Origin of the sequence: Bacillus taeanensis (assembly GCF_003318295.1) — a bacterium.
Classification (GTDB): domain Bacteria; phylum Bacillota; class Bacilli; order Bacillales; family UBA6769; genus Maribacillus; species Maribacillus taeanensis.
In genome coordinates, this window is record NZ_QOCW01000016.1 from 1 (window position 1) to 22,622 (window position 22,622).

Below are 22,622 nucleotides of genomic sequence, written 5' to 3' on the forward strand. Positions count from 1 at the left end.
TTATACCAAACATTTGTTCTTGAATGAAGGTTCAGGAAGCTTTTTCTAAAAAACAAGGAATAAGACCTATGAAGACCTGTCCATTCACCCCCTCCTTATCGTTTTCACGCTTGAAGAAGGGGTACTCTGGAAACCCTTGATAGAATAGACAACACGCTTAGGAAATTTTCCTAAGCGCGTTTTATGCTGCCCTCGTTTATTTTACAGAAATTCGTCTAAATCATTTTGCCTTATGTCAGGCATACATAATAAAAAGCAGAAGGCGTTATTTGTACCTTCTGCTTCACCATCACGACTTTGAATTTATCACTGATTTTTCAGCGATTAAATCTTCAAGGCGTTCTTTTTGTTCCATTAACTGCTCAATTGTCGGCTCTTGTCTTACCGCGCCTCCGTTAAAGGAAAGCGGAACATGCTGATTTGGCTGAATAAGGCGCTGCAGCTGGGCACCATTTTGTTCATAAACGCGATAACCTACCGCTCCAACAACTGTTCCCGATAAAAAACCCATTAAAAAATCTTTATTAAATGTCATAATCATTCCCCCCTTCAGTTTGCTGTTTGCATATAAAAAGAAGTATTTCTACTTCTAGTTATTTCATTAAAAATCTCTAATACATTGACAGCCCACGTGACCATTGAAACGTGAAGCATATTTTGCGCCCCTAGAGACAGCATACTGACAATGCCTGTTAACACATCTGGATGCTGGAGGCGTTTTTTACCATGATTTAAGACGGTATACGCGGTTGAAATTAATGCTGCATAATCTAAAACGTGCGGTGTTGGGTTCGCAATTTTTCTCGTATAAGCCACAAGTAAAATGACGCCGGTGACAAGCGAACGAATTAAATCTTTACGAATGTGCGGCTTCACCTGCATGAGGACTTGATCTAATGGATCATAACCGCTTTGCTGAAAAAAGATATTTAAATAGCGTAAAATCGTATTTCGCTTAATGACACTATGATCATATTCAACCGTCATCGATTGAATAACCGAGACAACTTTTACAGCTTTAATGCCTGATAAAGAAGAAAACATATTTTCAATTTCTTCGTGCTGCTGTTTATCCCACAAGGCTGGAATAATAACACGAAGACGCCCAGGGATGTCATGTGCGATATAATAACTCTGCGCGCTCATATCTAACTCTCCTTCATCCATAAAATTTTCGCACTGTTGGCGACAACCCCAATCGTTGCTGCATTATGAATGCCCGCTCCAACAACAGGTGAAATAATGCCTAACGCTCCTAAAAGAATCGCTGCACTATTAATTAAAATGGTGGCCGCAAAATTTCGCTGAATTGTCTTCATCGTTCGTTTTGATAAACGGACGACTTCAGGAAGCATTAGCGGATCATCTGATGAAATAATCACATCGCTTGCTTCGACGGCAATATCGGTTCGTTTCGCGCCAATCGTCAGCCCAATATCCGCATAAGCAAGTGCGGGTGCATCGTTAATCCCTTCACCAACCATCATCACCGTATTGTTTTTTTCACGAAACGCTCTGACAAACTCTGCTTTTTCTTCCGGCAGTACTTCTGCTTTATAACTGTCAATTGATAGCGAACGCATTAAGCTTTTTGCCGCTTCTTCTTTGTCGCCTGTTAACATCAGCACTTCATCGACTCCAGCTCGGCGCATTTGATAAATCGCGCGGTTCATCCCAGGACGAATTTTATCTTCTACTGTAATGACGCCGATTAATGAGGAGTTACAGGCAACATAAACAGAATTGCCCTGCTTATTTAATTTGTTTTCTAGCTCTTCCATGACGGGAAGCTGGACACCTTCTTCTTTCATATACGCCATGTTTCCAACTAATAGTACCTGCTTCTCCACAACAGCACGAATTCCTCTTCCAACGACCATTTCAATTGACTCATGATCATGCTCAGGAACATCGACTTTCCACTTTTCCGCCTGTTTGATAATCGCATGGGCTATCGGATGGGACGAATGTTCTTCAGCCGATGCTGCATAGCGAATCACATCTTCTTTTGAAAAATCACCATAAGCGATCACATCTTTTACAATCGGCCTGCCTTCTGTAATTGTTCCTGTTTTATCTAGTATTAACGTATCCACTTTTGAAAGCTTTTCTAAATAGTGGCCGCCTTTAATTAACATTCCTTTTTGCGCCGCTTTTCCAATTGAAGCAGAGATCGCTGCCGCGGTTGAAAGCTTAATGCCACAGACAAAATCAATGACCAGCATGTTTAACACCCGGTCCCAGCTCCGCGTTGTTAAATAAATAAGTCCAGCAATCGCAAACGATACCGGGACAAGCTTTTCCGCGGTGCGATCGGCATACATTTGAATCGGCGCCTGCTTCGTTTGTGCTTCTTCAATTAAATGGATAATTCGGTTTAACGCGGTCGCATCGCCAACTTTTTCAACTTTCATGACAAGCATCCCGCTTTGAAGCACACTTCCGGCAAAAGCAGGAGCGCCAATTCCTGCTTCTTTCGGCAAATACTCACCCGTAATTGGTGATTCATCAAGTGTGCCGTATCCATTTATAATCGTACCGTCAACTGAGACCTTTTCACCTTCAAATACGGCAATGACGTCACCAGGTTTCAGTGAATCAACCACTACTTTCGTTTCATTTCCGTCTTCATTGACTAACCATGCGCACGGCGCATCAAGCGCTAACATATCACGCACATATCGTCTCGTTCTGTACATCGTATACTGTGTTAACAGCTCGCTGATGCTTGACATAATTTGAATCATCATCGCTGAACGAGGACTGTTTTTAAGAAGAGAAGCTGCAATCGCCGCCGCTGAGAGCGTATCGGCGTTTGGCTTATGCTCAGCTATTAATGATTTAATGCCGTTTTTAAAAATTTCCCGTGAAGCGAATAAGGCAAGAAGCGTCGGCAGCTGTGCGGCGATTCCGAAGCGGCTTACAAATAGCGGCGACGATTTTAACACAACATCTAAAAGCAGTGAAGCAGACGCAATGCCGACAGTAATCATTTCATGCTTTGTAGAAAGCTGTTCCGACTGCTGCGGTGTCTTTTCGTTTTCTTGTTTTTGCTTTGATAGTAAAAAGAGAAGATCAGAACTCGTAAGTGCATCATCATGATACAAAAGCAGTGAACGTGTTACTTCAGAATAAAGAGCGGACGTAATAAATGGAAACGTTCGGAAATAATACTCAATTTGGTATGATGGAAGATTCGTAGGTGAAAGACGCAGGCGTGTTCTTCCGGGCAGGCTGTGTAAAACTTCAAAACTGACCATTTACGTCCCCCTCTCTTTTTGGAGGAGGTTGTAGGCCCAATACAATAAACTGCTTGAAAAAGCGGGATTCCCTTTAAACCCTGAAATTCCTTTCCCAACTAGTAATAAAATAAGGAGGGCATCAATATCGACAGTACCTGCTGTTTGTTTTTTTATATTTTCATCAACGCGGTTCACAGCGCCGCGCATCGTTTTTGTAACTTTAGAATCAATTTGCCCATACGTCTCAGTCGTCGTCTGGACCGCATGCTGAATGAGTTCATCAAATTCTTCGGCGCTTAAATGCTGCACTTTAAATTCAAGGACAAGTGTGCCCGTAACAGGATTAGCCCGCACTGCTCTGACAATATTCTTTGCCTCGAGCGCTTCTTCAAGTGCCTTCGTAATCTCAGCATCTTTCCAGCGATCGCACTGAAGCCGTACTCTTCCCGGCATGGCATGAAGCACCTGCACGTTGTGATGCTGAATGTTTTTCATTAACTTCGCAGCCGCAAACGACGCCCCTAATCCTAAAAAAGATGACAGCATAATCCCTTCACCTGCTCTCTTTGTCTATATATACTGTTCGTGCAGCACTTCTAGGAGCGTAATCCACTCTATGAGTTCATTTTCATCGTGATGAACAGAAGCTTTATATTCAATAAGCAAACTGCCCGTTTCTTTTGTAAAAGCAGTATGATAAATTTCAGTATGAGCGTTTAACCTTGTGATGATGTGTGTCATTAATGAGGAGTTATTCTTCCAAAGCGGAGACGTGAGCCGAATTCGCCCCGGCATCCAATGCTTTAGCGTAATCTGATACTTCTTCCCAATTTTCCTCGCATAAATCGCAAGCTTGGCATTTTTTAAGAGTGTCAAACCCGCATCCACTCCATTTCATCTTGTCTTTTTTAAAAGCCTATATACATATATTAACATCCATTTCGAATTTTCGAAATATTAATATTATTTATTTAGACCTTATTTCCTAAGCGCTTACAAAAACAAAGTAAAGATTCACGTTTTAATAGGACAAACCATAAATTGTAGGAAGTATCGTCCTCTTCACGTGGACAAAATTAGCAATATGTCCACGTGCGGAGTCAGACTCCTATTAAGCATGTTATAATGTTTTTGATTTTGGTAGAAAGGATCTATTTTCTATGATTAATAGCAAAAAAATGCTCATGAAATTTTCTACTTATAGTATAGTTGGTATTGTTAGTGTGGCTTTTTATTTTCTTTCAATCTTTATTTTTGTTGAGCTTTTCCACCAGGAACCTGTCTTAAGCTCTGCTTTAGCTTTTCTGTTAATGACACTAATCTCTTACTTTCTGAATAAACGCTTCACATTTAACAGTGCTTCTTCAAAAAAAACGTTTATAAAATATTTAGCTGTTTCAGGACTTGCTTTTGTATTAAACAGTACGATTATGTATGCAGTTGTTTACATTTTTTCTTATCACTATTCAATAGGTGAAATCGTTACGACTCTCATAATTCCGCTTATTAACTTTATTCTTAACAACTATTGGACATTTAAAGAAAAATAAAAAAGAGCTTAAAGAACAGTGAGCAATGGAAACACGGTTCTTTTACTCTTATTTGTGTTAACTTTCAAGGAGCTCGGAACAGTTGGTTTGATTTCGTATAAAACTGTAAAAAATCATATAAAATCGAGAGGAATTGGTTTTATATAAGCTGTTCCGTGCTTTCAAGCCTCAGTGAGTGTAGTCTAAGGAGAACAATCCCCTTTCCGAAGGAGGCTGACCAGAGAAGGTGGGGTTTTACCATTCGTTTTTGTATACTATTTCTATTGCTTTTCAGCCTGCTATTTTAGCTGTAATCTCCAATGTTTTTTGACATTTTCTCCACCGTATTGGACCTCTTTATCTTTTATCTTTATATGGATAAGCTTTTTTCTTATGTATTCCTTCCTTAATCATGCCATTTGGGGCAATTTTTTAATATATTTATTTTTTACATAAAGGAGAGAAGTCTCATTGAAAAAATTTTACGTAATCTTTACAATTTTTTATCTTTTGTATGCAGGAGCCATTGCGGTTTATTTGCTGCAGCTTGAACCAGGGTACGTTCCGGAAATGTATAAAGGAACAGCTTCTGATCCTGCTCAGTTTATGACTGCAGGAGAAATAAAAGAAGCGTATCATCTGCAGTTAATTGAATACTTCACCTATTTTTTATCCACTCCACTTGATCTTCTTATTCTCATTCTTATTATGGCATTTTCTGTGAAAATAAGAAATAAAGCGATCAACATTGCGAAAAAATCAAGATGGCAGCTTGCGTATTATTATACGGTTCTGACGATTGCAATGACGCTTTTATATCTTCCACTTGATTTGTTTTTTTATCATTTAAACCTGCGATATGAGTTAAGCAGCCAATCATTTTTATCGTGGAGTATCGATTTTGCGATCGGATTTGCACTTGAACTCGTATTAGGATTTTTGTTTTTGTTATTTTTATATTGGTTAATTGCCAAGCAGCCTAAGAAATGGTGGCTTACAATGGCATTTTTATCGCTCTCTTTCAACATTCTCATTCTCTTTTTGGCACCGGTTGTGTTTATGCCGCTCTTTAACGATTATCAGCCAATTCAAAATCAAGAATTAAAAGCAGAAATCCAAGAGCTCGCCAAAGAAAGCGGCATTCCAAATGCAAAAATTTTAGAAATGAACATGTCTAAACAAAGCAACGGCATTAATGCGTTTGTTACAGGAATCGGCAGCAACAAAATGATAGTCTTAGGCGATACAGCGATTGAAAACATGACAACAGAAGAAATTAAATTTGTCATTGCTCATGAAATTGGGCATTACAAATTAAATCATATTTATAACTCGTTAATCCTCGCCTTCATCTTATCATTTCTTTTTGGGTACGGTACGTATAAAATTTATCACGTTCCCTTAAAAAATTCGGGCATTATTGGGGCGTGGAAAAACAAACTGATATTGCAGCGATGCCGCTGCTTTTCTTGTCGCTCTTCCTCATTACAATGCCTGTTTCACCGCTTATGAATGTCATTTCACGTTATGAAGAACGACAAGCCGATCGCTATGCAATTGAAATGACGGAAAACAAGGAAGCCGCCGTTACTGCTTTTCAAAAACTTGCAGCAAGTCATAAGTCAACCGGATACAACCCAGATTTGCTGCATTATCTATTAAGCTCGCATCCTCGCATTCCAGATCGCATTCATGAAGTTTCTCTTCATGAAGAAAAATATTGAGACTACAAATCATTATTAATATTACTGAATAAAAACAGCTGCCTTGGAGGAAAATGACCATTATAAACGGTACTTCAAGGAGGATAAAAATGAAGAAAGCACCCAAACACGAAAAGAATGTAGTAGGCACTTCGATACCAAAAGAAACAAGAAAGAAAATTACCGCTTTTGATGAAAACGAAAATGCAAAAAGGCTGACGAAACGACCGCAGTAGTGAGAATATATAATTGAAAAAAAGATTACAAAGTAGAAAGCAAAACCGTAAGCTTTCTACTTTTTTATTTTGTAAAACAAGTCCTTAAAAGTTTTTATAATGGAGAAGGAATTTAATAACTTTCAACAACGTCCTTCTCATATGGACAAAATCAGGGTAATGTTCACGCGCAGGGCCTGACTCCTACAGAAAGAAGTGTTCTGGATTGGGATGACTTAAAAACTGTTGATGAGAAATATCCCAGCCATAAGCACCGGTATAATGAAATAATAGAATATCACCAATGCGCACTTTTGGTACAACAACATCGCGGGCGAGCACATCATTTGGTGTGCACAGTTCACCTGCCACTGTAATGGACGTATTTTCCAGCTCTGTTCGTTCAAAAGGATAACGCCATTTCTCAACCGGTACAACGGTGAACGGATGATTATGCTTCCAAGCTGCTGGGAGACGAAAATGGTGTGATCCTCCCCTCAATATAACAAAGTGCTTGCCGTGATTTTGTTTCATATCTACTATTTCTGCCGCGTAATATCCGCAGGAAGCGGTTATATAGCGTCCGCATTCAAACACAACATTCCATTTCACATGGTTAGGATTATTAAGAAGTTCATGAAGCCGCGCAATAAAATCATCCCAATCAAACTGCTTTTCTACATAATCATAATTCACACCGATGCCGCCACCTGCGTTAATGTAGGATAAAGAAAGATTAAATTCTTTTTCCCATGCTTCCGCTTTATTCATGCAGTGAGATACATACATGACATGTTCCTTAGCATCAAGGTTATTTGACATGCCGTGAAAATGAAAGCCTTTAAGACTTACATTTGTTAACTCCTGACATAACTTAATAACGACTGGAATTTCTTTTTCATCAATTCCAAACTGTGTTGGCACGCCTGTCATTTTTAACCGCGCATTTGGAACCGAATGACGCAAATTAACGCGAAGCAAAATCCTTATCATAACGCCATGCTGACACGCAATTTCGTTTACGCGTCTTAATTCATGAACACTTTCAACATGAATAAACTGAACACCATAGTTTATTGCCCCGGCAATTTCAGAATCCTTTTTCGCCGGGCCGCCAAATAAAATCGGAATCGTGTTATTAACACTTCGTACTTTTTCAATTTCTCCTATCGAGGCAGCTTCAAAACCTTTCACAACTGGCGCTAACTCTTCTAATATACGAATATTAGAATTTGCTTTTACCGCATAATATAGCTGGCAATTACTAGGAAGAGAAGCAATCATACGGCTCACATGAGTGTGTAAAGTATTCAGGTTATAGAGATAAGCGCAAAACGGCTCGTCGCGATCTTCTTTCAGTGATAAAATCGTGTCTTCAATACTTACTTTTTTTAATACAGCTTCAGTCATTGTCTGTCACCTCAACGAGTTTAGTAGTTTTCTGATAGCGGATTTGGTACCGATACATAACAGTAGCCTTGACTTTCAGGGGCGAGCCTCATTTTCGTTAAGGCTTTATGTTCAACCGTTTCTTTATATAATGCGCCGCGATCTTCTAATACAGCGTCATTATATTCTTCATTAAAGGCGAGATGATTAAAAGTTTCATCGCTGATGCGGCGGATTTCCTTCCAAAATAACGCTTCATCTAAATTGAAATAGTGACAAAGTTGAAAAATAAGTTCACCAAATTGATTTTGAAACACCGTATAAAACACTTTATTTTGCATTTCCTTTACATCGTCCGTAACCGTTACAGAACCAGGGTAAAATTGGGCGGAAAGATCTTGCTTCTTTAACCGCTCTCCATAAATTCTTACCCCGCCCCAATCACGAAACAGCACCCGAACAGGCTTACCATTTTTAAAAACCGGTACACTATTTTGCAGGTGTCCTTCAAGGCCAATTCCGTACTTTACCATGAAAGTAAGAAACCCTGGAATCGCAATCCTTGCATACTGTGATAAAAATTGAAAAGCCGCTTTTGATAACGATGTTTCTTGTAATTCTTTGGCATACGCTTCAATAAGTTCAATTAAAACAAGCTTTCCTGTAAAAGGTGATTCTGCGTAAAGTGCCGAGCCAACAATCGCTGTTTCATCCTTCCCTACAAAATTTTCGATATTTTCTCGTAAGACAGCTGATAGATTTCTGCTTTTTAACGAGCTGCTGGCTTTAAAGTTGTATCCGGCAATTTCATAAATTGGTACAAATGTATCCGCAAGCTTGCTTTCTCGTTTCATCACTTTTTTAATTAATTCCGTCATTTTCACGGCATTGTTCGTTGTATTCGCAGAAATGGATCTTACGGTAGACGTCATTTGACTATTTACCGCCGCTTTCACGGCAATTCTGTTTCTTCTTCCCTCTTTAAAAGGGATCATCGTTCGAAATGAAGACGTTGCCCCACTTGAAACGAGCGCACCTTCAATTGGAATCACAATCTGTTTCTTAAGCTCTTCACCATAAATAGTTGAAAGCATATACTCATACTGCCACGGATGAACCGGAACAACTACATAATCATCGATGTTTAAATTTTTTTCGCTAAACTCTTTTAAAATTGCTTCCTCAACTGCGGGAAACTCTTTAAAAAGAAGTTCATTTGGATTGCTTCTGTCTTGTAACAAACTCCACTCCGCATGTTCACGATGAATACCAACAAATCGAATGTTCGTCACACCTTCAAATTCTGGCGCATAGCGGTACACATCTTCCGGTTTCATACCCATTTTTGTTTTCGCGCCTGGATGAAGATTATGTCCTTCGACTGAAAGCTGTTCAAAAAATAAACTGCCGTCAAAGCTTTCATTTTGATTTTTTTGCTGCAGTACATAATCGATCGCACTTTCATAACCGAAGTTCCGCAGACGATTTTTCTTTTCATTAAAATATGTATACGAAAGCGCTAAATTCGCACTGCCGTTTTGCAGTTCTTCAATCAGCTTCTCCCAAGCATGTTTAGCTTGTGAAGATCCTTCCTTTAGGCGAATGAAATAAAGAAGATCTCGAGCATCCTTCACTTCTCTTATTTCGTTTTTATTGACATATAAAATGGTTCCCGTTATTTCTAAGCGTCTAAATGCATACATCCGACTTACAGGAATGAGCAGATATTCACCATTAAAAAGAGCGTATACCTTAAAGGCTGATCCTTCTTTTAGCGGATATGTTTGAATTTGTTGAATGAGCTGACTCCAATCGTTATCGACATGCGGAATGTTCATGGCGTACACAGCGCCAATCACTCTTAAATCATAAGATGCTGAAGATAGACCTGCAATATCTTCCCTTAATAGCGCCGCTGTTAGACGGTTAAGAATGCCTTGTCTTCCTTGTCGAACAGCATTTAAATAAAGTGGTAATTTTTCAGGAGCATCTGTTGATAAAAAGTGAAAACAATCCAGCTCTTCTTTATGCAGTTGTTTTTCTACATGATTCTCTACTCTATTTAAAATATTTTGTTCAAGTATACTCATCTTTTTATTCCCCTCCATTTATCATATACATCGGATTTGGAACTTTCGTATAGCTGTAATCAGTACTATCGTCTAGTAATCGCATTGTGGCTAACGCTTTTAAATCAAGCATAGGTCTAAAAAGCGATTTTTCATCTTCTTGAGCCTGTTCTTTTATAAGAGAATCGCGCTTTAATTCACGAAATATATTTCTACACACTGTAAAAATCGGCTGCCAAAGCTCTTCTTCTTCGATATCTATCACCCGAACAAGGCATGCAATCATTTCTCCTAAATGATTTTGGAAAATCGCGTGTGACAGAACAGTTCTTAGTTCATTGGCATTTTCTGTTAAGATCGTTGAATTTGCAGCTAGATCAATTGAAAGGTTCTGTTTCTCTAACCGTTCTTTTACAATCCGGATTCCCCCGTAATCTCTGACAATCATTTTCACTAGGGCTCCGTTTTTAAAAACAGGTACACTATTTTGTAAATGACCTTCTAAACTAATACCGTAACGAGACATCATCGTTAAAAAGCCGGGTAACGAATTTTTCGCATACCGCTTAATAAACGCAAGCGCAGCTTCTTTTTGATCGGAAATCTGATTCAATGCCGCAAATTGTTCAATTAATTCCTCGATCACATATTTCCCGCTAATCGGTGATTTTGCGATTAAAGCCGCTCCCGGCATTAAAATTTCATCATCTTTTAGATGTTTTTCTGGATTTTCACGAAGAATCGAAGCTAGATTTTTGCCAAGCTTTGTTTTTTCATCCTCTGAAAGGTTTTTATTTAAAGGTGTGTAATAGATGCCGGCGCTTTCTTCAAGCATAAGAAATGTTTCATTAAAGCGATTTTCTTTCTTTAAAATGTGTGTGAATGTCTTAGAAAGCTTTGGTCCATTAATCGTCGATGCTGGTGAAACGGTACGAACAGCACTTGTTGTTTGGACATTGATCGCTGTTTTAATATGATGTTTTTGCTGAGACCTTTTTTGTACTGGGGCAAGTGAGCGAAATGAAACCAATGCCGCAGCTTTAATGCTAAAATCAGTAATCGGTACAATATCACAAGCTCGAATTGCTTCCTCATAAAGGTGCGGCAGTGTATTTTCAAGCTGCCATGGGTGAACAGGCACTAACTCATAATCAGCGGCTGATACCCCTTTTTCATGCAGCTTCATAGCGACATGTTCTTTTAAGCCTGGATATTCGTGATAAAGAAGATCACTTGGACATTTATCTTTTAACACCGTTAGAGTGCAGCACGTTTTTCGTACGGCAGTTAACATAATTTCTGGATGACTACCCCATTCAGGAGAATATTGAATCACGTCAGAAACTGCTAGTCCAAATTTTGTTTTCGAACAAGGATGAATTGTATGCCCATCAACTACCCACTGCTCATAAAACGAAAGTGGGCTAAACCAAGGATCTCCCGCTATTTTTTGCTGTACCCACTCTAGTGATGAGGCAATAGCAGTGCCGCTAAGCTCTTTCGCTAACTCCTTCGTTCGCTGTTCAGCACCAGCTAGTGCTAACGCATAGTTTGCGGAGCTATTTTGAAGTTCTTTTCTAAATCTCTGAAACTGTTCTTCTTTTATATCTCCTTCAATAGCATCATCTTTCTTCAACAAATCTAAGAACTTTACAGGATGCTCAATAACAGTTGTATCATCTTCGTCGCGTAAAATAACCTCTCCCTCAAGATCAAACATGCCAAGTAAATGTGTTTTCTTTACTTGTACTTGTAATGTTTTCTGTTGAGAAAGATGAAGATGAAGAATTTTTCCTTTTTCATTATTGCTCCACGAAATTCGCTTCGTATCAATAAGATGTTCTCTTACAAGAGCTTGCAGAAGACGATTCAAAATGCCTCGACGGCCATTTTGAATATTTTTTACATAGTCGTGTTCAAGCTCTTCTCGCTCACTGCGCAAATAATTTAAAATCTTTACTTCTTCTGGATCTAAGTTTTCCGTATTAGCAGATGAATGATGATCTAATGTAATCATATTTCTTCCACTCCCTTATTAAATAATCGTTCAAAATATTGATTTTGATAATCATTATCAATATAAAATAAAAAATATAGGGCCTATCCCGTATTCGTATGCTTTTGATTTTTCCTGAATTCATTCGCAAATCTACTTCTTACGTTTTGGACACATGCTTTTATTAATAAAGCCACAATTGGTAAAAGAGAGCACAGCGCCATTATCATAAACGTTTCAACAATCCCGAACTTTCCTGTTAAAAAACTAACAATCATTGCACCAAGCGGAATCATGCCTCGATCCATTAACACAATGCTCATGACGCGGCCTCGCTCAGCTTCTGATACATGATTTTGAAAATAGATTCGATTACTCGAACGAAGCCATTGACCAAAAAAGCCAATAAGAAAAAGTCCGATAAAAAACAGCGAGCGATACTCAAAAATCGTTATGTATAAACTACCTGCAAAAATGATTAAGCTGCTGTAAAATATTTTTTCTTCCTTCATCACTTTCAAAATGCGCGGTAAAACCACCGCGGCCATAATCGCGCCGACTGCGGCAGATGACATCGCTATCCCAAAAACTGCCGGCTGTCCGACAAATTGATGATCAACAAGTACCGGTAATATCGTATTATAGGAAAAACCGAATGTCATTACAACAAGCGATGAATAAAAAATCGATGATGCAAAGCGCGTTTGTTTAAATACTTTTTGAACGGCTTGAAGCGATGATGAACTCATCTTTGACGTTCGCTTCACCCTTCTCTGAATATTAACAGGCAGAATAAGCAAAAATGAGATTAATAGAAATAGAGCCTGCAGATAAAAGGTTACCGGCAATAATGATCTCGCGATGAGGAAACCTGCTGCTGCCGGGCCAATCGTTCGACAAACATTAATGATAAACGCATGTGCGGAAACGAGTTCACTAATATTTTTTTCCTTTGCTAAGTCAGGCAGTATACTGTTTCGATTTGGTGTTTCTAATGCGCTGATGATTCCTTGTAAAAACGTTAAGAACAGCAAAATTGAAATTGATGGTTCAAATACTGCAATCACAACAGCTAAGCATAATGCAATAATAAAGCCTAACAATCCGTACGTCTTTAACAGCAAACTTCGTGCATATTTGTCGCATAGTTTCCCTGCCCAAAAACTAAACAGCACAATTGGAATTAAACGGGCAAAGTTAAGATAACCAAGATAAATGGCACTATGATACGTTTCAAACACAAACCAGTTCAGCGCCGTAATCCCAAACCAGTTACCCATAAATAAAAAAAATGAACTATAATAAAACAACCGTAAAATTAACATTCACCCCCTAGTCCTTTGTTTTCTCTTAAACGTTAAATAAATGCAGTTATCGCTGATAATGATAATTATTATCAACGATACTTACTATAACTTGTTCTAATTTTTTTGTAAAGGCTAAATTGATATAATTTACACAAAACAATGAAATTTAAGCCGATTTCCCTAATTAACCTTTTATTACCAATTGGCCTTTCCATATGGACAAAAATGCTTCAATGTCCATTTGTAGGGTCAGACCCCTCATAAAAAAGCGCTGCAGATGCTACAGCGCTTTTTGCTTATTTCACAAATTTCTTTTTAATATTCATCATTGTTTCATACACAATTGGCACGATAAGAAGTGTTAACAGCGTGGAACTTGTAAGACCACCGATAACAGTCACACCAAGACCTTTTGAAATCAGTCCGCCGCCTTCTAACCCTACTGCAAGTGGTGCAAGAGCGCCGATTGTGGCGATCGCCGTCATAAGAATTGGACGAAGACGCGTGCCGGCTGCTTCTAGAAGCGCTTCGCGTGTTGAATAACCTTCATTTTCTTTTTGAATGACGCGGTCAATGAGTACGATCGCATTTGTAACAACGATACCGATTAACATTAACGCACCAATCATTGCTGATACACTTAACGTTTCGCCTGCGATTAATAATCCTAACAGTCCGCCGATAATTGTAAACGGCAGCGAGAATAAAATCGCAAATGGTGCTAACCCACCGCCAAATGTAATCACAAGAACGAGATAGACAATTGCAATGGCCGCAAGCATCGCAAGACCAAGCTGTGTGAACGATTCATTAATATCTTCTGTGACACCGCCCATCGATACTTCAACATTGTCTGGAAGCTCTAATGCGCTTACCTCACTATTTAAGTCGGCTGAAACTTTTGCAACATCTTTTGTCGTAATTTCCCCGCTCACATCAGCATAAATACGTCCGTCTTTTCTTGTTACCGTATCAGATGTTTCCCCTTCTTTTACAGTTACAACGTCTTTAATCGCAACCTCCATTCCAAGAGGTGAGGTAATCGTTTTGTCGGTAAGATCATCGATACCGCTGTATTCATTCTCTTCGACCTGAACATACACGTTAATTTCTTCACCGTTATGCTCAATCGTCGTTAACGCGCTGTTCAGACCGCTGCCCATAAGTTCCATCCCAATTTGTGCAGCAGATAAACCGAGCTGACTTAATTTCTTTTGATCAGCAGTGAGCGTGTATTCATCGTACGTATCTGAAATACTCGATTTGACATTTGTAAGAGATTCATTTTCTTTAAAGATTTTTTCGATTTTTTCAATGACAGGTTCGATGTCGTTCATATCTTCACCATATACCTGCATCGAAATCGCATTGCTTGAGCCCATACCGCTGAAATCTTGACTTGCCCACTCTCCTTTAGAGGTGAGTGCTTGTAAGTCCTCGATCACAGCTTCTTGTTCTACTGAAAAGTTTTTCGTATCTTCTTCATACTGTACATAAAACATTGCCGAATTCGATTGACCTGGGTTCATTGGGTTTTCACTGCCAACTGAAAATTGAAGCGACTCTACGTTATCGCGGTTCATTAACAGCTCTTCCGCTTCTAATGCAATCTCTTCCACTTCATCAAGCGTTTGCCCCGGCTCTGGTTTATATGTGGCAATGACCATTTTTTCTTCATCGGACGGTAAGAAGCTTACACCGATAATTGGCACAAGAAACAAACTTCCCACTAAAAGAACAACGGCAATTCCTGATGTAATGACTTTATGATTTAATGTCCAGCCTAAAAGTTTTCGGTATCCCGCTGCTAGTTTGCTAGGTTTTTCTTCGCTATGCTCGTTTTTAACGGAAACTCCTTTTTTAAAAAGCGAATGAGCCATCATCGGTACGATCGTAATCGCTACTAGAAGTGAAGCAAGTAATGCAAACACGATCGTTAACGCAAACGGTAAAAACATTTCCCCAACCGGCCCTTTAACTAATCCGAGCGGTAAAAATACTGCAATTGTTACAATTGTTGATGAAAAAATCGGCATAAACATTTCTTTTGTTGCGTCAATAATGAGATCTTTTCCTGTTAGTTTCTCGTTTTTTAGCGCCATTCGTCTAAATATGTTTTCAATGACAACGATCGAATCATCGATCACACGCCCAATCGCAACGGTCATTGCGCCAAGCGTCATAATGTTTAATGTAATATCCATTTGTTTTAATAATAAAATCGCGATTAACAGTGATAATGGAATTGAAATAACCGAAATAATTGTCGTTCTTACATTGCGTAAAAACAGTAAAATAATAATCATCGCAAAAATTGCCCCGAAAATCGCTTTATTAAGCATCGTTGACACCGATTCTTCAATCGGCTTTCCTTGGTCAAAAATTGGTGTCACACTCAACCCATCAATCTCGGACTCTAGTTCTGCTAAGCGATCTTTTACTCCATTTACAACGTCTACCGTATTCGCATCAGTAGCCTTCACAATTTGAACGCCAATTGATGTTTCACCATTCGTTCTCGAAATCGATTCCGCTTTTCCGATTACTTCAATTGAAGCAATGTCCTGAAGTGCAACTGTCGGAATGCCTGTTGGCGCTTGAGCTTGAGTCTGTGCATCAGCTTCTAGCTGTACGGCTGCATTTTGTCCTGCACTCTGTCCCTGCATTTGTCCAACTCCACTTGGCACGGCTGGAATTTTTAACTCTTTTAAATCATCAATCGTAATAATGTTTCCATCGACAACAACTGATTTTTCGGTGTTATCAAACGTATATAACCCTAATGGAAAACTAACATCCGATCCTTTAATGATATTTTTAACCGTTTCTTCGGTTAAACCGTACTCTTTCATTTTATCTTGATTAAATGTTAACTGTACTTCTTGGATTTGCTTACCAGAAATTTGCGTGGAAGAAACTCCTTCAATCCCTTCAATTTCAGGAAGAATCGTTTCTTCAACTGTTTTTGTTAATTGTGCGAGTGACTGCTCGCTGTTTGAAATGCTTAGTGACATAATTGGAAAAGCATTAATGCTTAAGCGCGAAACATCCGGCTCCTGCACACCGTCTGGAAGCTCAAGACTATCCAGCACTTCCTTTACTTCATTTTGTGCTTTCTCCATATCTTTATCAAAATTGTATTGAATTTGAATCGATGACGCGTTTCGGAATGATGAAGAGCTGACAGACGTGACACCGTCTAAATTTTGAACACGTTTTTCAATCGGTTCCGAAATTTTATCCGCAACCTCTTCTGGTGCCGCCCCAGGATAAATCGTCATCACACTTACTAATGGGGTATTAATATTGGGAATTGTTTCAAGCTTCATGTTTAGCCCTGAATATAAACCTGCAGCTGTAATTAAAATTGTTAACAGCCAAACTGCAAATTTATTTTTCAACGAAAATCGAATGATATTCTTCAACGTTTCCACTCCTTTTCTCAATCCTTTTCCTTATATTGACCATGTAGTCATCACACGATATAATATAACTGACCGGTTAGTCATAAGTCAACAACAAAATGTGGTCAGGACCTTCTCTTGACATTACATTTTTAACTATGATAATGGTTTATAGAAGCAACTTGGGAGGTTTATACGTTGAATGAAAAGAAAAAAGCAATTGTAGAAACAGCAATCAACCTTTTCGCGCAAAAAGGATTTTCATCAACTTCTGTCCAGGAAATCGCTAGTGAAGCAGGCATTTCGAAAGGAGCCTTTTACCTTCATTTCAAATCAAAAGATGCTCTGCTGCTTGCGATTCTTAATTATTATTCTGAGACGATTCGCGAAAAAGTCTCTGCAATTGACAACAAACCGCTGGCTCCAAAGGAAAAGTTTACCCAGCAGTTAACGGTTTTAATTGAGACACTTGTCAAACATAAAGAGTTTTTAATAATGCAGTCGAGGGAACAAGCGATTCCACTAAATGAAGATGTAAAAAAATTGATTTTCAAAATGCATCGTGAAACACATACTCTCTATCAAACAAAATTAACTGCAATTTATGGAGATAAAATTACCCCATATTTATGGGATTTGTCCACCCTTTTAGAAGGAATGTTCCAAAGCTACCTAAAGCTGATGTTGTTCAATAATCAGGCCTTTCAATTTGAAGAAGTCGCAGCATTTTTATTAAATCGCATTGATAATATCGTTCAATTCTTTCTTAAAGGAAAAGAAGAGCCTCTGTTAACAGAAGCGAAAGTGAAAGACATTCAAGCACAGTTTCAACAATTTTTTATGAGTAACCAAGATACGATTGAAAACATCTTAACAAATATGAAAAAAGAGATTGCTACCATGGGCGATCGAGAAGATTTAACCGTTTCTCTTGAAGTATTAGAAGGAGAAATTTCAAGCGATAAACCCCGAACAGCAGTCATTCAGGGCATGCTGTCGAACTTTAAAAATATCCCTGCATTTGAAAAATATATTCTCCAAATAAAAGCAAAGTATAAGCTGAACGTCTAATCATTCAGCTTATACTTTGCTTATAAATAAAGCTTTTGCGAATATAAAATTTCCTGCTTCTTTGACCACACTCAAAGAAAGCCGCTTCGCTTGCTGTTTTTCTGCCTTTGAAATATTTCCATTTTAATTTTATTGACTGACTGGTCATACAGGAGTATACTACTCAAAGTTAGGATTTATATGTCAACCATCTTTGAGAGGAGCTACTATATGGAAACAAAACATACCGGCATCAATAAAAAGCTTGTCTTAACTGGGCTTATTATCGGCATGTTTTTCAGTGCGCTCGAGCAAACAATCGTTGGAACGGCAATGCCGACGATTATTGGTGAGCTAAACGGCTTTACGATTTTCGCTTGGGTAACAACAGCATACTTAATTACATCGACAACAGTCGTACCGATTGTTGGGAAGCTTTCCGACCTTTACGGAAGACGCTCTCTTTATTTAATTGGTACAATTCTTTTCATTATCGCGTCCGGTCTTTGCGCAACAGCAGAAACGATGGAACAGCTTATCCTTTACCGCGGTCTGCAGGGAATTGGCGGCGGGATGATTATGCCGCTTTCGCAAACCATTATTGGCGATATTTTTACAGCAGAACAGCGTGCGAAATGGCAGGGTGTGTTCGGGGCATTGTTCGGTCTCAGCTCTGTGATTGGTCCTTTTTTAGGCGGCATTATCGTCGATACGATCAGCTGGCACTGGATTTTCTTAATTAACGTACCAACAGGATTATTATCAGCGATTTTAATTTTTATCGGCTTAAAGCAGGAATTTATTGCACCGAAGTCAAAAGCAGCAATTGATTATCTTGGGATTGCGACACTCGTTCCTGCGTTAGTGCTGCTGTTACTTGGCTTAACGTTTGCAGGTGATAAATTTGAGTGGGTCTCTTCTACTTCCTTGTTTATTTTCGGCGGTTCGCTTTTATTAACAGTTGCATTTGGTATTGTCGAATCAAAAGCAGCAGAACCGATTCTTGATTTAAAGCTGTTTAAAAACCGTGTGTTTGCCGTGACAAATGCGTTAGGTTTTTTACTTGGTCTTGGTATGTTTGGTGCGATCATGTTTGTACCGATGTTTATGCAGGGCATTTTCGGCGTCTCGCCAACACAAGCTGGCTCAACAATGACACCGATGATGATTGCGATGATTACAGCAAGCATTATTGGCGGAAGTCTTCTCTTAAAATTCCGCTTCCGTACAGTGTTAACGTCAGGAATGATTTTAGCATCTGTTGGTTTCTTTTTAATGAGCACAATGAATCTCGAATCAAATGAGTGGACCGCATACTTCTACATGGTCGTGCTTGGTCTTGGAATGGGGCTCGTGATGCCAACTTTAATGATTGCCGTTCAAAATGAATTTCCAAAATCACAATTAGGAACGGTGACATCCGCTTCGACCTTCTTCCGTTCGATCGGCGGCACGATTGGGATTACGATTTTAAACGCGGTCATGAACTCCAATCTGCAGAACAATATGAATGAAGCGGCAGCCGCTGCAACCGAACCGATCTTAGCACAAACACTAGCGCTATTAAAAGAAAAAACCGATTCTCTGTTTGGGATTCTGTTAGAGCCTAGCATACTGCAGCTGCCAGAAGCAGTGCTGACGAGTGTTGTGACAACGATTCAAACATCATGGTCTAATGCCTTTTCGACTGTTTTCTTAACAGGTCTGATCTTTATCGGCGCCGGCATACTCGCTGCTTTATTTGTTGGTGATTCAAAGATTAAACGCGATAAAGAAATTGAAGATGAGAAGCAAGAAGATACAGAAGCACCTCTTACAAATGTAAACCCTCAGTCTTCGCACTAAACATCAAAAGCACACGGAACTATTAACCCCCGTGTGCTTTTCCTTATAGTTTAGCTCCTGCCCATAAAACCACAAATCAATCATTTACCATTAGAAAAAACTATCAATCTCTTATCTTTCTTTTGTTTTTCCAATCATACTATAATGAACGTATACATTTATTTCACATCTTCAGTTAAGGAAGTGATCTTATGATCAAGGTTCAAGCTCTTACCCAAACGTTTTCAAACGGAAAAGGCATTTTTGACGTTTCCTTTGAAGTGCAAAAAGGCGAAGTATTTGGCTTTCTTGGACCGAATGGTGCCGGTAAATCAACAACAATTCGGCATTTAATGGGCTATATGAAGCCGCAAAAAGGAACAGCGATAGTAAATGGCTTTAATGCGTGGGAGGAACAGGAAAAAGCACGTAAATGTATTGGCTATCTGCCTGGAGAAATTGCTTTTTTAGACGGCATGAACGGGTTGGAATTTATTACAATGATGGCCGGCATGCAGGGGATAAACGACCATAAAAGACGCGATGAACTGATTGAACGCCTCCAGTTTAATCCAAAAATTGCAATTCGAAAAATGTCAAAAGGCATGAAGCAAAAAGTCGGTATTGTCGTCACCTTTATGCATAACCCAGACATTTATATTCTCGATGAACCAACATCAGGTTTAGATCCATTAATGCAGAAAACATTTATCGAGTTAGTGCTTGAAGAAAAAGCAAAAGGAAAAACGTTTTTAATGTCTTCGCACAGCTTTGCCGAAATTGAGAAAACATGTGACCGGGCCGCGATTATAAAGGATGGCCGGATTGTTACTATTAAAGATATCCATGAACTGCAGACAATGCAGCGCAAGCTTTATGATATTACGCTTCAACATGAAGAGGATATTAAAAAATTACAAGCCTCAAACTTAATGATAGATTCTATAAACGGAAATACGGTTCGAATTGTCATTCAAGGAAATTACAATGAATTTTTTACCGAGCTTTCGAGCTACAGCATCGTAAACATGGGCATCGGCAATCAAAATTTAGAAGATGTGTTTATGAATTATTATGACAAAAAGGGGGCGGCACAATGAATTTCGCCTTATATAAAACGATGATGAAATCAAATATAAAAGGATTTTCAAGCTTTGGCTTCGGCTCCGCAATGTACGTTGCCCTTATGACCGCCCTTTACCCGATGATTGCTGATAACGCCGCGGAAATCAACAAATTAATGGATGTTTTTCCAGACGCACTCAAACAGGTTATCGGCGTTGAATCGTTAAGCTCATACGGCGGCTTTATTTCAGCTGAATATTTTGGACTGTTTTTTCCAATCATTTTAGGTATTTTCAGTGTGATGACCGCATCCCAGCTGTTAGCAAAACTCGTTGATCACAGATCGATGGCTTATTTACTTTCAACAAAAGTAAGCCGCGCTCAAATCGCCTTTACCCAGGCTGTTGTTTTAGTAAACGGATTGATTTTAATTGTGCTGTTAACATTTATCGGCGGTGTTCTTGCTGGGAAATTTCTCCTCGATGAGCAGTACTCCATTGGCTTGAAGACGTTCTTTGAAATGAACTTAGTTGGCTTTTTACTCTTTTTCGCTGTTGGCGGCTATTCTTTTCTCATCTCCTCGCTTTGTAATGATGAGAAGCTGGCACTTGGGATTGCTGGAGGATTCACATTCGTTTTGTACGGACTAGATATGATTGGAAAATTAACAACTGATTTTGAATGGCTCCGAAACCTTACGCCATTTTCGTTATTTGAGCCGAGTCTAATCTCAAGCGGCGAAGCGAATGTGCTGCTGTCTTCCCTTGTTCTATTTGGAATTGGCCTTGTAACGTACTTAGGTGCAGGTGTGGTTTTTAAACATCGTAACCTGCCACTGTAATTATCCCAAAAATTCACAAGTAAAAGAAGCTTGGATCTATCCTCCAAGCTTCTTATCTCATACCAAACTCTCGCTCTTACTTCCCTCTTCCGCCACAACTTTTACACGCTCAACAAACTCTACGACAACCATTACAAAGATTTTTGCAAACCATTTTAACGGTTTGTTTGTCGCCCTGCATTTACTCACAATCAGGATACGTTTCTTTTAAAAAGGTAACCGACTGCGTAATTAGTGCTTTTAAAACCTCACCATCAATATCGGCAATTTTATTAATGTACACACACGCTTTTCCTGTTGTATGCTTTCCAAACTGCTTTAACAGTTCCTCACGCTTATCGTCTCCTGTCGCAAAATACAAGCTAATCTTTGCTTTACGAGGAGAAAATCCAACAAGCGGCGCATCACCTTCATGACCAGTTGCATACTTATAATGATATTTCCCAAAGCCAATAATACTTGGTCCCCACATTTTCGCCTGGTATCCAGTTGTTTCAGTAAAAATATCTAGTAATCTATAAGCATCTTCACGTTTCTTAGGGCTTTCAACAGCTTCAATAAATTCAATCACACTGCTGTCATCTTCTTTTGTTTTCAGCTCGTAAACCATACACTCTTCTCCTTCCGCATCTCTAGCCTCTACCTATGTAAAGATGCATTTTCCTATACAATTATACTTTAATGACTATTATCCTGCCGCTTTCTTTCATTTACTCTTTTCTACAAATCCAATCCCCTGCCGATTAACAGCTTTCTATATAAAGCAAGTACTGCCTTATTTTCTTCATTCGGTTTCGCTTTTTTCATCATCGAAATATCAAATTCGCTTTTCAGTTCATCCATAAGCGCCTCATAATACTTTTCTTTTTTGCCTTGAGAAATTTCCATTAATTCGATGTCTTCATATGCCTGCTTAATTTCATTAAAGCGCTGCTGTTTATCCATCCTGCCGCTCCTTTCCTTTTCATAATCATTCAACATAAGAGGT

20 protein-coding genes are annotated in these 22,622 nt (G+C 39.0%); 8 read left to right on the top strand and 12 right to left on the bottom strand.

Annotation, left to right across the window (positions count from 1 at the left end):
* Positions 1-289: 289 nt before the first annotated feature.
* From DS031_RS14525 to DS031_RS14545, 5 genes are read right to left on the bottom strand one after another with little or no spacing between them, the layout of a single operon-like run.
* Complete coding sequence (locus tag DS031_RS14525) at positions 290-535, bottom strand: hypothetical protein (protein ID WP_113806799.1); 246 nt, start codon at positions 533-535, stop codon at positions 290-292.
* A 14-nt stretch (positions 536-549) separates the two neighbouring features.
* Positions 550-1,146, bottom strand: a complete 597-nt coding sequence (locus DS031_RS14530; protein WP_113806800.1) for an HMA2 domain-containing protein — start codon at positions 1,144-1,146, stop codon at positions 550-552.
* A gap of 2 nt (positions 1,147-1,148) precedes the next feature.
* Entirely contained in the window at positions 1,149-3,260 is a 2,112-nt protein-coding gene (locus tag DS031_RS14535) for a heavy metal translocating P-type ATPase (RefSeq protein WP_113806801.1), read from the bottom strand.
* Positions 3,261-3,788 (bottom strand): HMA2 domain-containing protein, encoded by a 528-nt coding sequence (locus DS031_RS14540; protein ID WP_113806802.1) that lies wholly within the window; start codon positions 3,786-3,788, stop codon positions 3,261-3,263. It abuts the gene before it with no gap.
* A 24-nt stretch (positions 3,789-3,812) separates the two neighbouring features.
* Complete coding sequence (locus DS031_RS14545; protein WP_113806803.1) at positions 3,813-4,118, bottom strand: HMA2 domain-containing protein; 306 nt, start codon at positions 4,116-4,118, stop codon at positions 3,813-3,815.
* A 284-nt stretch (positions 4,119-4,402) separates the two neighbouring features.
* On the opposite strand from DS031_RS14545, the gene DS031_RS14550 reads away from it, so the two are divergent.
* From DS031_RS14550 to DS031_RS24480, 4 genes are all read left to right on the top strand, one after another.
* Positions 4,403-4,792, top strand: a complete 390-nt coding sequence (locus tag DS031_RS14550) for a GtrA family protein (RefSeq protein ID WP_113806804.1) — start codon at positions 4,403-4,405, stop codon at positions 4,790-4,792.
* 450 nt (positions 4,793-5,242) lie between these two features.
* Entirely contained in the window at positions 5,243-6,283 is a 1,041-nt protein-coding gene (locus DS031_RS14555) for a M48 family metalloprotease (RefSeq protein ID WP_113806805.1), read from the top strand.
* Positions 6,199-6,495 (top strand): M48 family metalloprotease, encoded by a 297-nt coding sequence (locus tag DS031_RS24475; protein WP_142675780.1) that lies wholly within the window; start codon positions 6,199-6,201, stop codon positions 6,493-6,495. The genes DS031_RS14555 and DS031_RS24475 overlap by 85 nt, the downstream gene beginning before the upstream one ends.
* Positions 6,496-6,584: 89 nt before the next feature.
* Positions 6,585-6,710: a hypothetical protein gene (locus DS031_RS24480; protein ID WP_281269128.1), complete on the top strand. Its 126-nt coding sequence runs from the start codon at positions 6,585-6,587 to the stop codon at positions 6,708-6,710.
* A 183-nt stretch (positions 6,711-6,893) separates the two neighbouring features.
* Here the strand turns inward: DS031_RS24480 and DS031_RS14565 are convergent, their stop codons facing one another.
* The 5 genes from DS031_RS14565 to DS031_RS14585 all read right to left on the bottom strand — a co-directional run bounded on the left by DS031_RS14565 (position 6,894) and on the right by DS031_RS14585 (position 16,875).
* Positions 6,894-8,099 carry a type III PLP-dependent enzyme gene (locus DS031_RS14565; protein WP_113806807.1) on the bottom strand — a complete coding sequence of 402 codons (1,206 nt, stop codon included), beginning with the start codon at positions 8,097-8,099 and terminating at the stop codon, positions 6,894-6,896.
* Between the two features lie 20 nt (positions 8,100-8,119).
* Entirely contained in the window at positions 8,120-10,168 is a 2,049-nt protein-coding gene (locus tag DS031_RS14570) for an IucA/IucC family protein (protein WP_113806808.1), read from the bottom strand.
* Positions 10,169-10,172: 4 nt separating this feature from the next.
* Positions 10,173-12,164: an IucA/IucC family protein gene (locus tag DS031_RS14575; RefSeq protein ID WP_113806809.1), complete on the bottom strand. Its 1,992-nt coding sequence runs from the start codon at positions 12,162-12,164 to the stop codon at positions 10,173-10,175.
* Positions 12,165-12,247: 83 nt separating this feature from the next.
* A complete protein-coding gene (locus DS031_RS14580; protein ID WP_113806810.1) occupies positions 12,248-13,468 on the bottom strand; it encodes an MFS transporter in 1,221 nt (406 codons plus the stop codon).
* A gap of 278 nt (positions 13,469-13,746) precedes the next feature.
* Positions 13,747-16,875, bottom strand: a complete 3,129-nt coding sequence (locus tag DS031_RS14585; protein WP_113806811.1) for an efflux RND transporter permease subunit — start codon at positions 16,873-16,875, stop codon at positions 13,747-13,749.
* A gap of 177 nt (positions 16,876-17,052) precedes the next feature.
* Between DS031_RS14585 and DS031_RS14590 the strand changes: the two genes are divergently transcribed.
* The 4 genes from DS031_RS14590 to DS031_RS14605 all read left to right on the top strand — a co-directional run bounded on the left by DS031_RS14590 (position 17,053) and on the right by DS031_RS14605 (position 21,634).
* Positions 17,053-17,925, top strand: a complete 873-nt coding sequence (locus DS031_RS14590; RefSeq protein ID WP_113806812.1) for a TetR/AcrR family transcriptional regulator — start codon at positions 17,053-17,055, stop codon at positions 17,923-17,925.
* A gap of 210 nt (positions 17,926-18,135) precedes the next feature.
* A complete protein-coding gene (locus DS031_RS14595) occupies positions 18,136-19,749 on the top strand; it encodes an MDR family MFS transporter (protein ID WP_113806813.1) in 1,614 nt (537 codons plus the stop codon).
* A 191-nt stretch (positions 19,750-19,940) separates the two neighbouring features.
* Complete coding sequence (locus DS031_RS14600; RefSeq protein WP_113806814.1) at positions 19,941-20,828, top strand: ABC transporter ATP-binding protein; 888 nt, start codon at positions 19,941-19,943, stop codon at positions 20,826-20,828.
* Positions 20,825-21,634 carry an ABC-2 family transporter permease gene (locus tag DS031_RS14605; protein ID WP_113806815.1) on the top strand — a complete coding sequence of 270 codons (810 nt, stop codon included), beginning with the start codon at positions 20,825-20,827 and terminating at the stop codon, positions 21,632-21,634. The genes DS031_RS14600 and DS031_RS14605 overlap by 4 nt, the downstream gene beginning before the upstream one ends.
* 181 nt (positions 21,635-21,815) lie before the next feature.
* On the opposite strand, the gene DS031_RS14610 is transcribed toward DS031_RS14605, so the two are convergent.
* Both DS031_RS14610 and DS031_RS14615 read right to left on the bottom strand, forming a co-directional pair.
* Complete coding sequence (locus DS031_RS14610; RefSeq protein WP_113806816.1) at positions 21,816-22,244, bottom strand: DUF1801 domain-containing protein; 429 nt, start codon at positions 22,242-22,244, stop codon at positions 21,816-21,818.
* 110 nt (positions 22,245-22,354) lie between these two features.
* Positions 22,355-22,579: a hypothetical protein gene (locus DS031_RS14615; protein WP_113806817.1), complete on the bottom strand. Its 225-nt coding sequence runs from the start codon at positions 22,577-22,579 to the stop codon at positions 22,355-22,357.
* Between the last annotated feature and the right edge of the window lie 43 nt (positions 22,580-22,622).

Bases quoted from the DNA above. Each gene is read 5' to 3' on its own strand.
- DS031_RS14580 (WP_113806810.1), bottom strand. From the start codon at position 13,468: ATGTTAATTTTACGGTTGTTTTATTATAGTTCATTTTTTTTATTTATG.
- DS031_RS14595 (WP_113806813.1), top strand. From the start codon at position 18,136: ATGGAAACAAAACATACCGGCATCAATAAAAAGCTTGTCTTAACTGGG.
- DS031_RS24480 (WP_281269128.1), top strand. From the start codon at position 6,585: ATGAAGAAAGCACCCAAACACGAAAAGAATGTAGTAGGCACTTCGATA.
- DS031_RS14530 (WP_113806800.1), bottom strand. From the start codon at position 1,146: ATGAGCGCGCAGAGTTATTATATCGCACATGACATCCCTGGGCGTCTT.
- DS031_RS14615 (WP_113806817.1), bottom strand. From the start codon at position 22,579: ATGGATAAACAGCAGCGCTTTAATGAAATTAAGCAGGCATATGAAGAC.
- DS031_RS14600 (WP_113806814.1), top strand. From the start codon at position 19,941: ATGATCAAGGTTCAAGCTCTTACCCAAACGTTTTCAAACGGAAAAGGC.
- DS031_RS14565 (WP_113806807.1), bottom strand. From the start codon at position 8,099: ATGACTGAAGCTGTATTAAAAAAAGTAAGTATTGAAGACACGATTTTA.
- DS031_RS14575 (WP_113806809.1), bottom strand. From the start codon at position 12,164: ATGATTACATTAGATCATCATTCATCTGCTAATACGGAAAACTTAGAT.
- DS031_RS14535 (WP_113806801.1), bottom strand. From the start codon at position 3,260: ATGGTCAGTTTTGAAGTTTTACACAGCCTGCCCGGAAGAACACGCCTG.
- DS031_RS14610 (WP_113806816.1), bottom strand. From the start codon at position 22,244: ATGGTTTACGAGCTGAAAACAAAAGAAGATGACAGCAGTGTGATTGAA.
- DS031_RS14605 (WP_113806815.1), top strand. From the start codon at position 20,825: ATGAATTTCGCCTTATATAAAACGATGATGAAATCAAATATAAAAGGA.
- DS031_RS14550 (WP_113806804.1), top strand. From the start codon at position 4,403: ATGATTAATAGCAAAAAAATGCTCATGAAATTTTCTACTTATAGTATA.
- DS031_RS14525 (WP_113806799.1), bottom strand. From the start codon at position 535: ATGACATTTAATAAAGATTTTTTAATGGGTTTTTTATCGGGAACAGTT.
- DS031_RS14570 (WP_113806808.1), bottom strand. From the start codon at position 10,168: ATGAGTATACTTGAACAAAATATTTTAAATAGAGTAGAGAATCATGTA.
- DS031_RS14540 (WP_113806802.1), bottom strand. From the start codon at position 3,788: ATGCTGTCATCTTTTTTAGGATTAGGGGCGTCGTTTGCGGCTGCGAAG.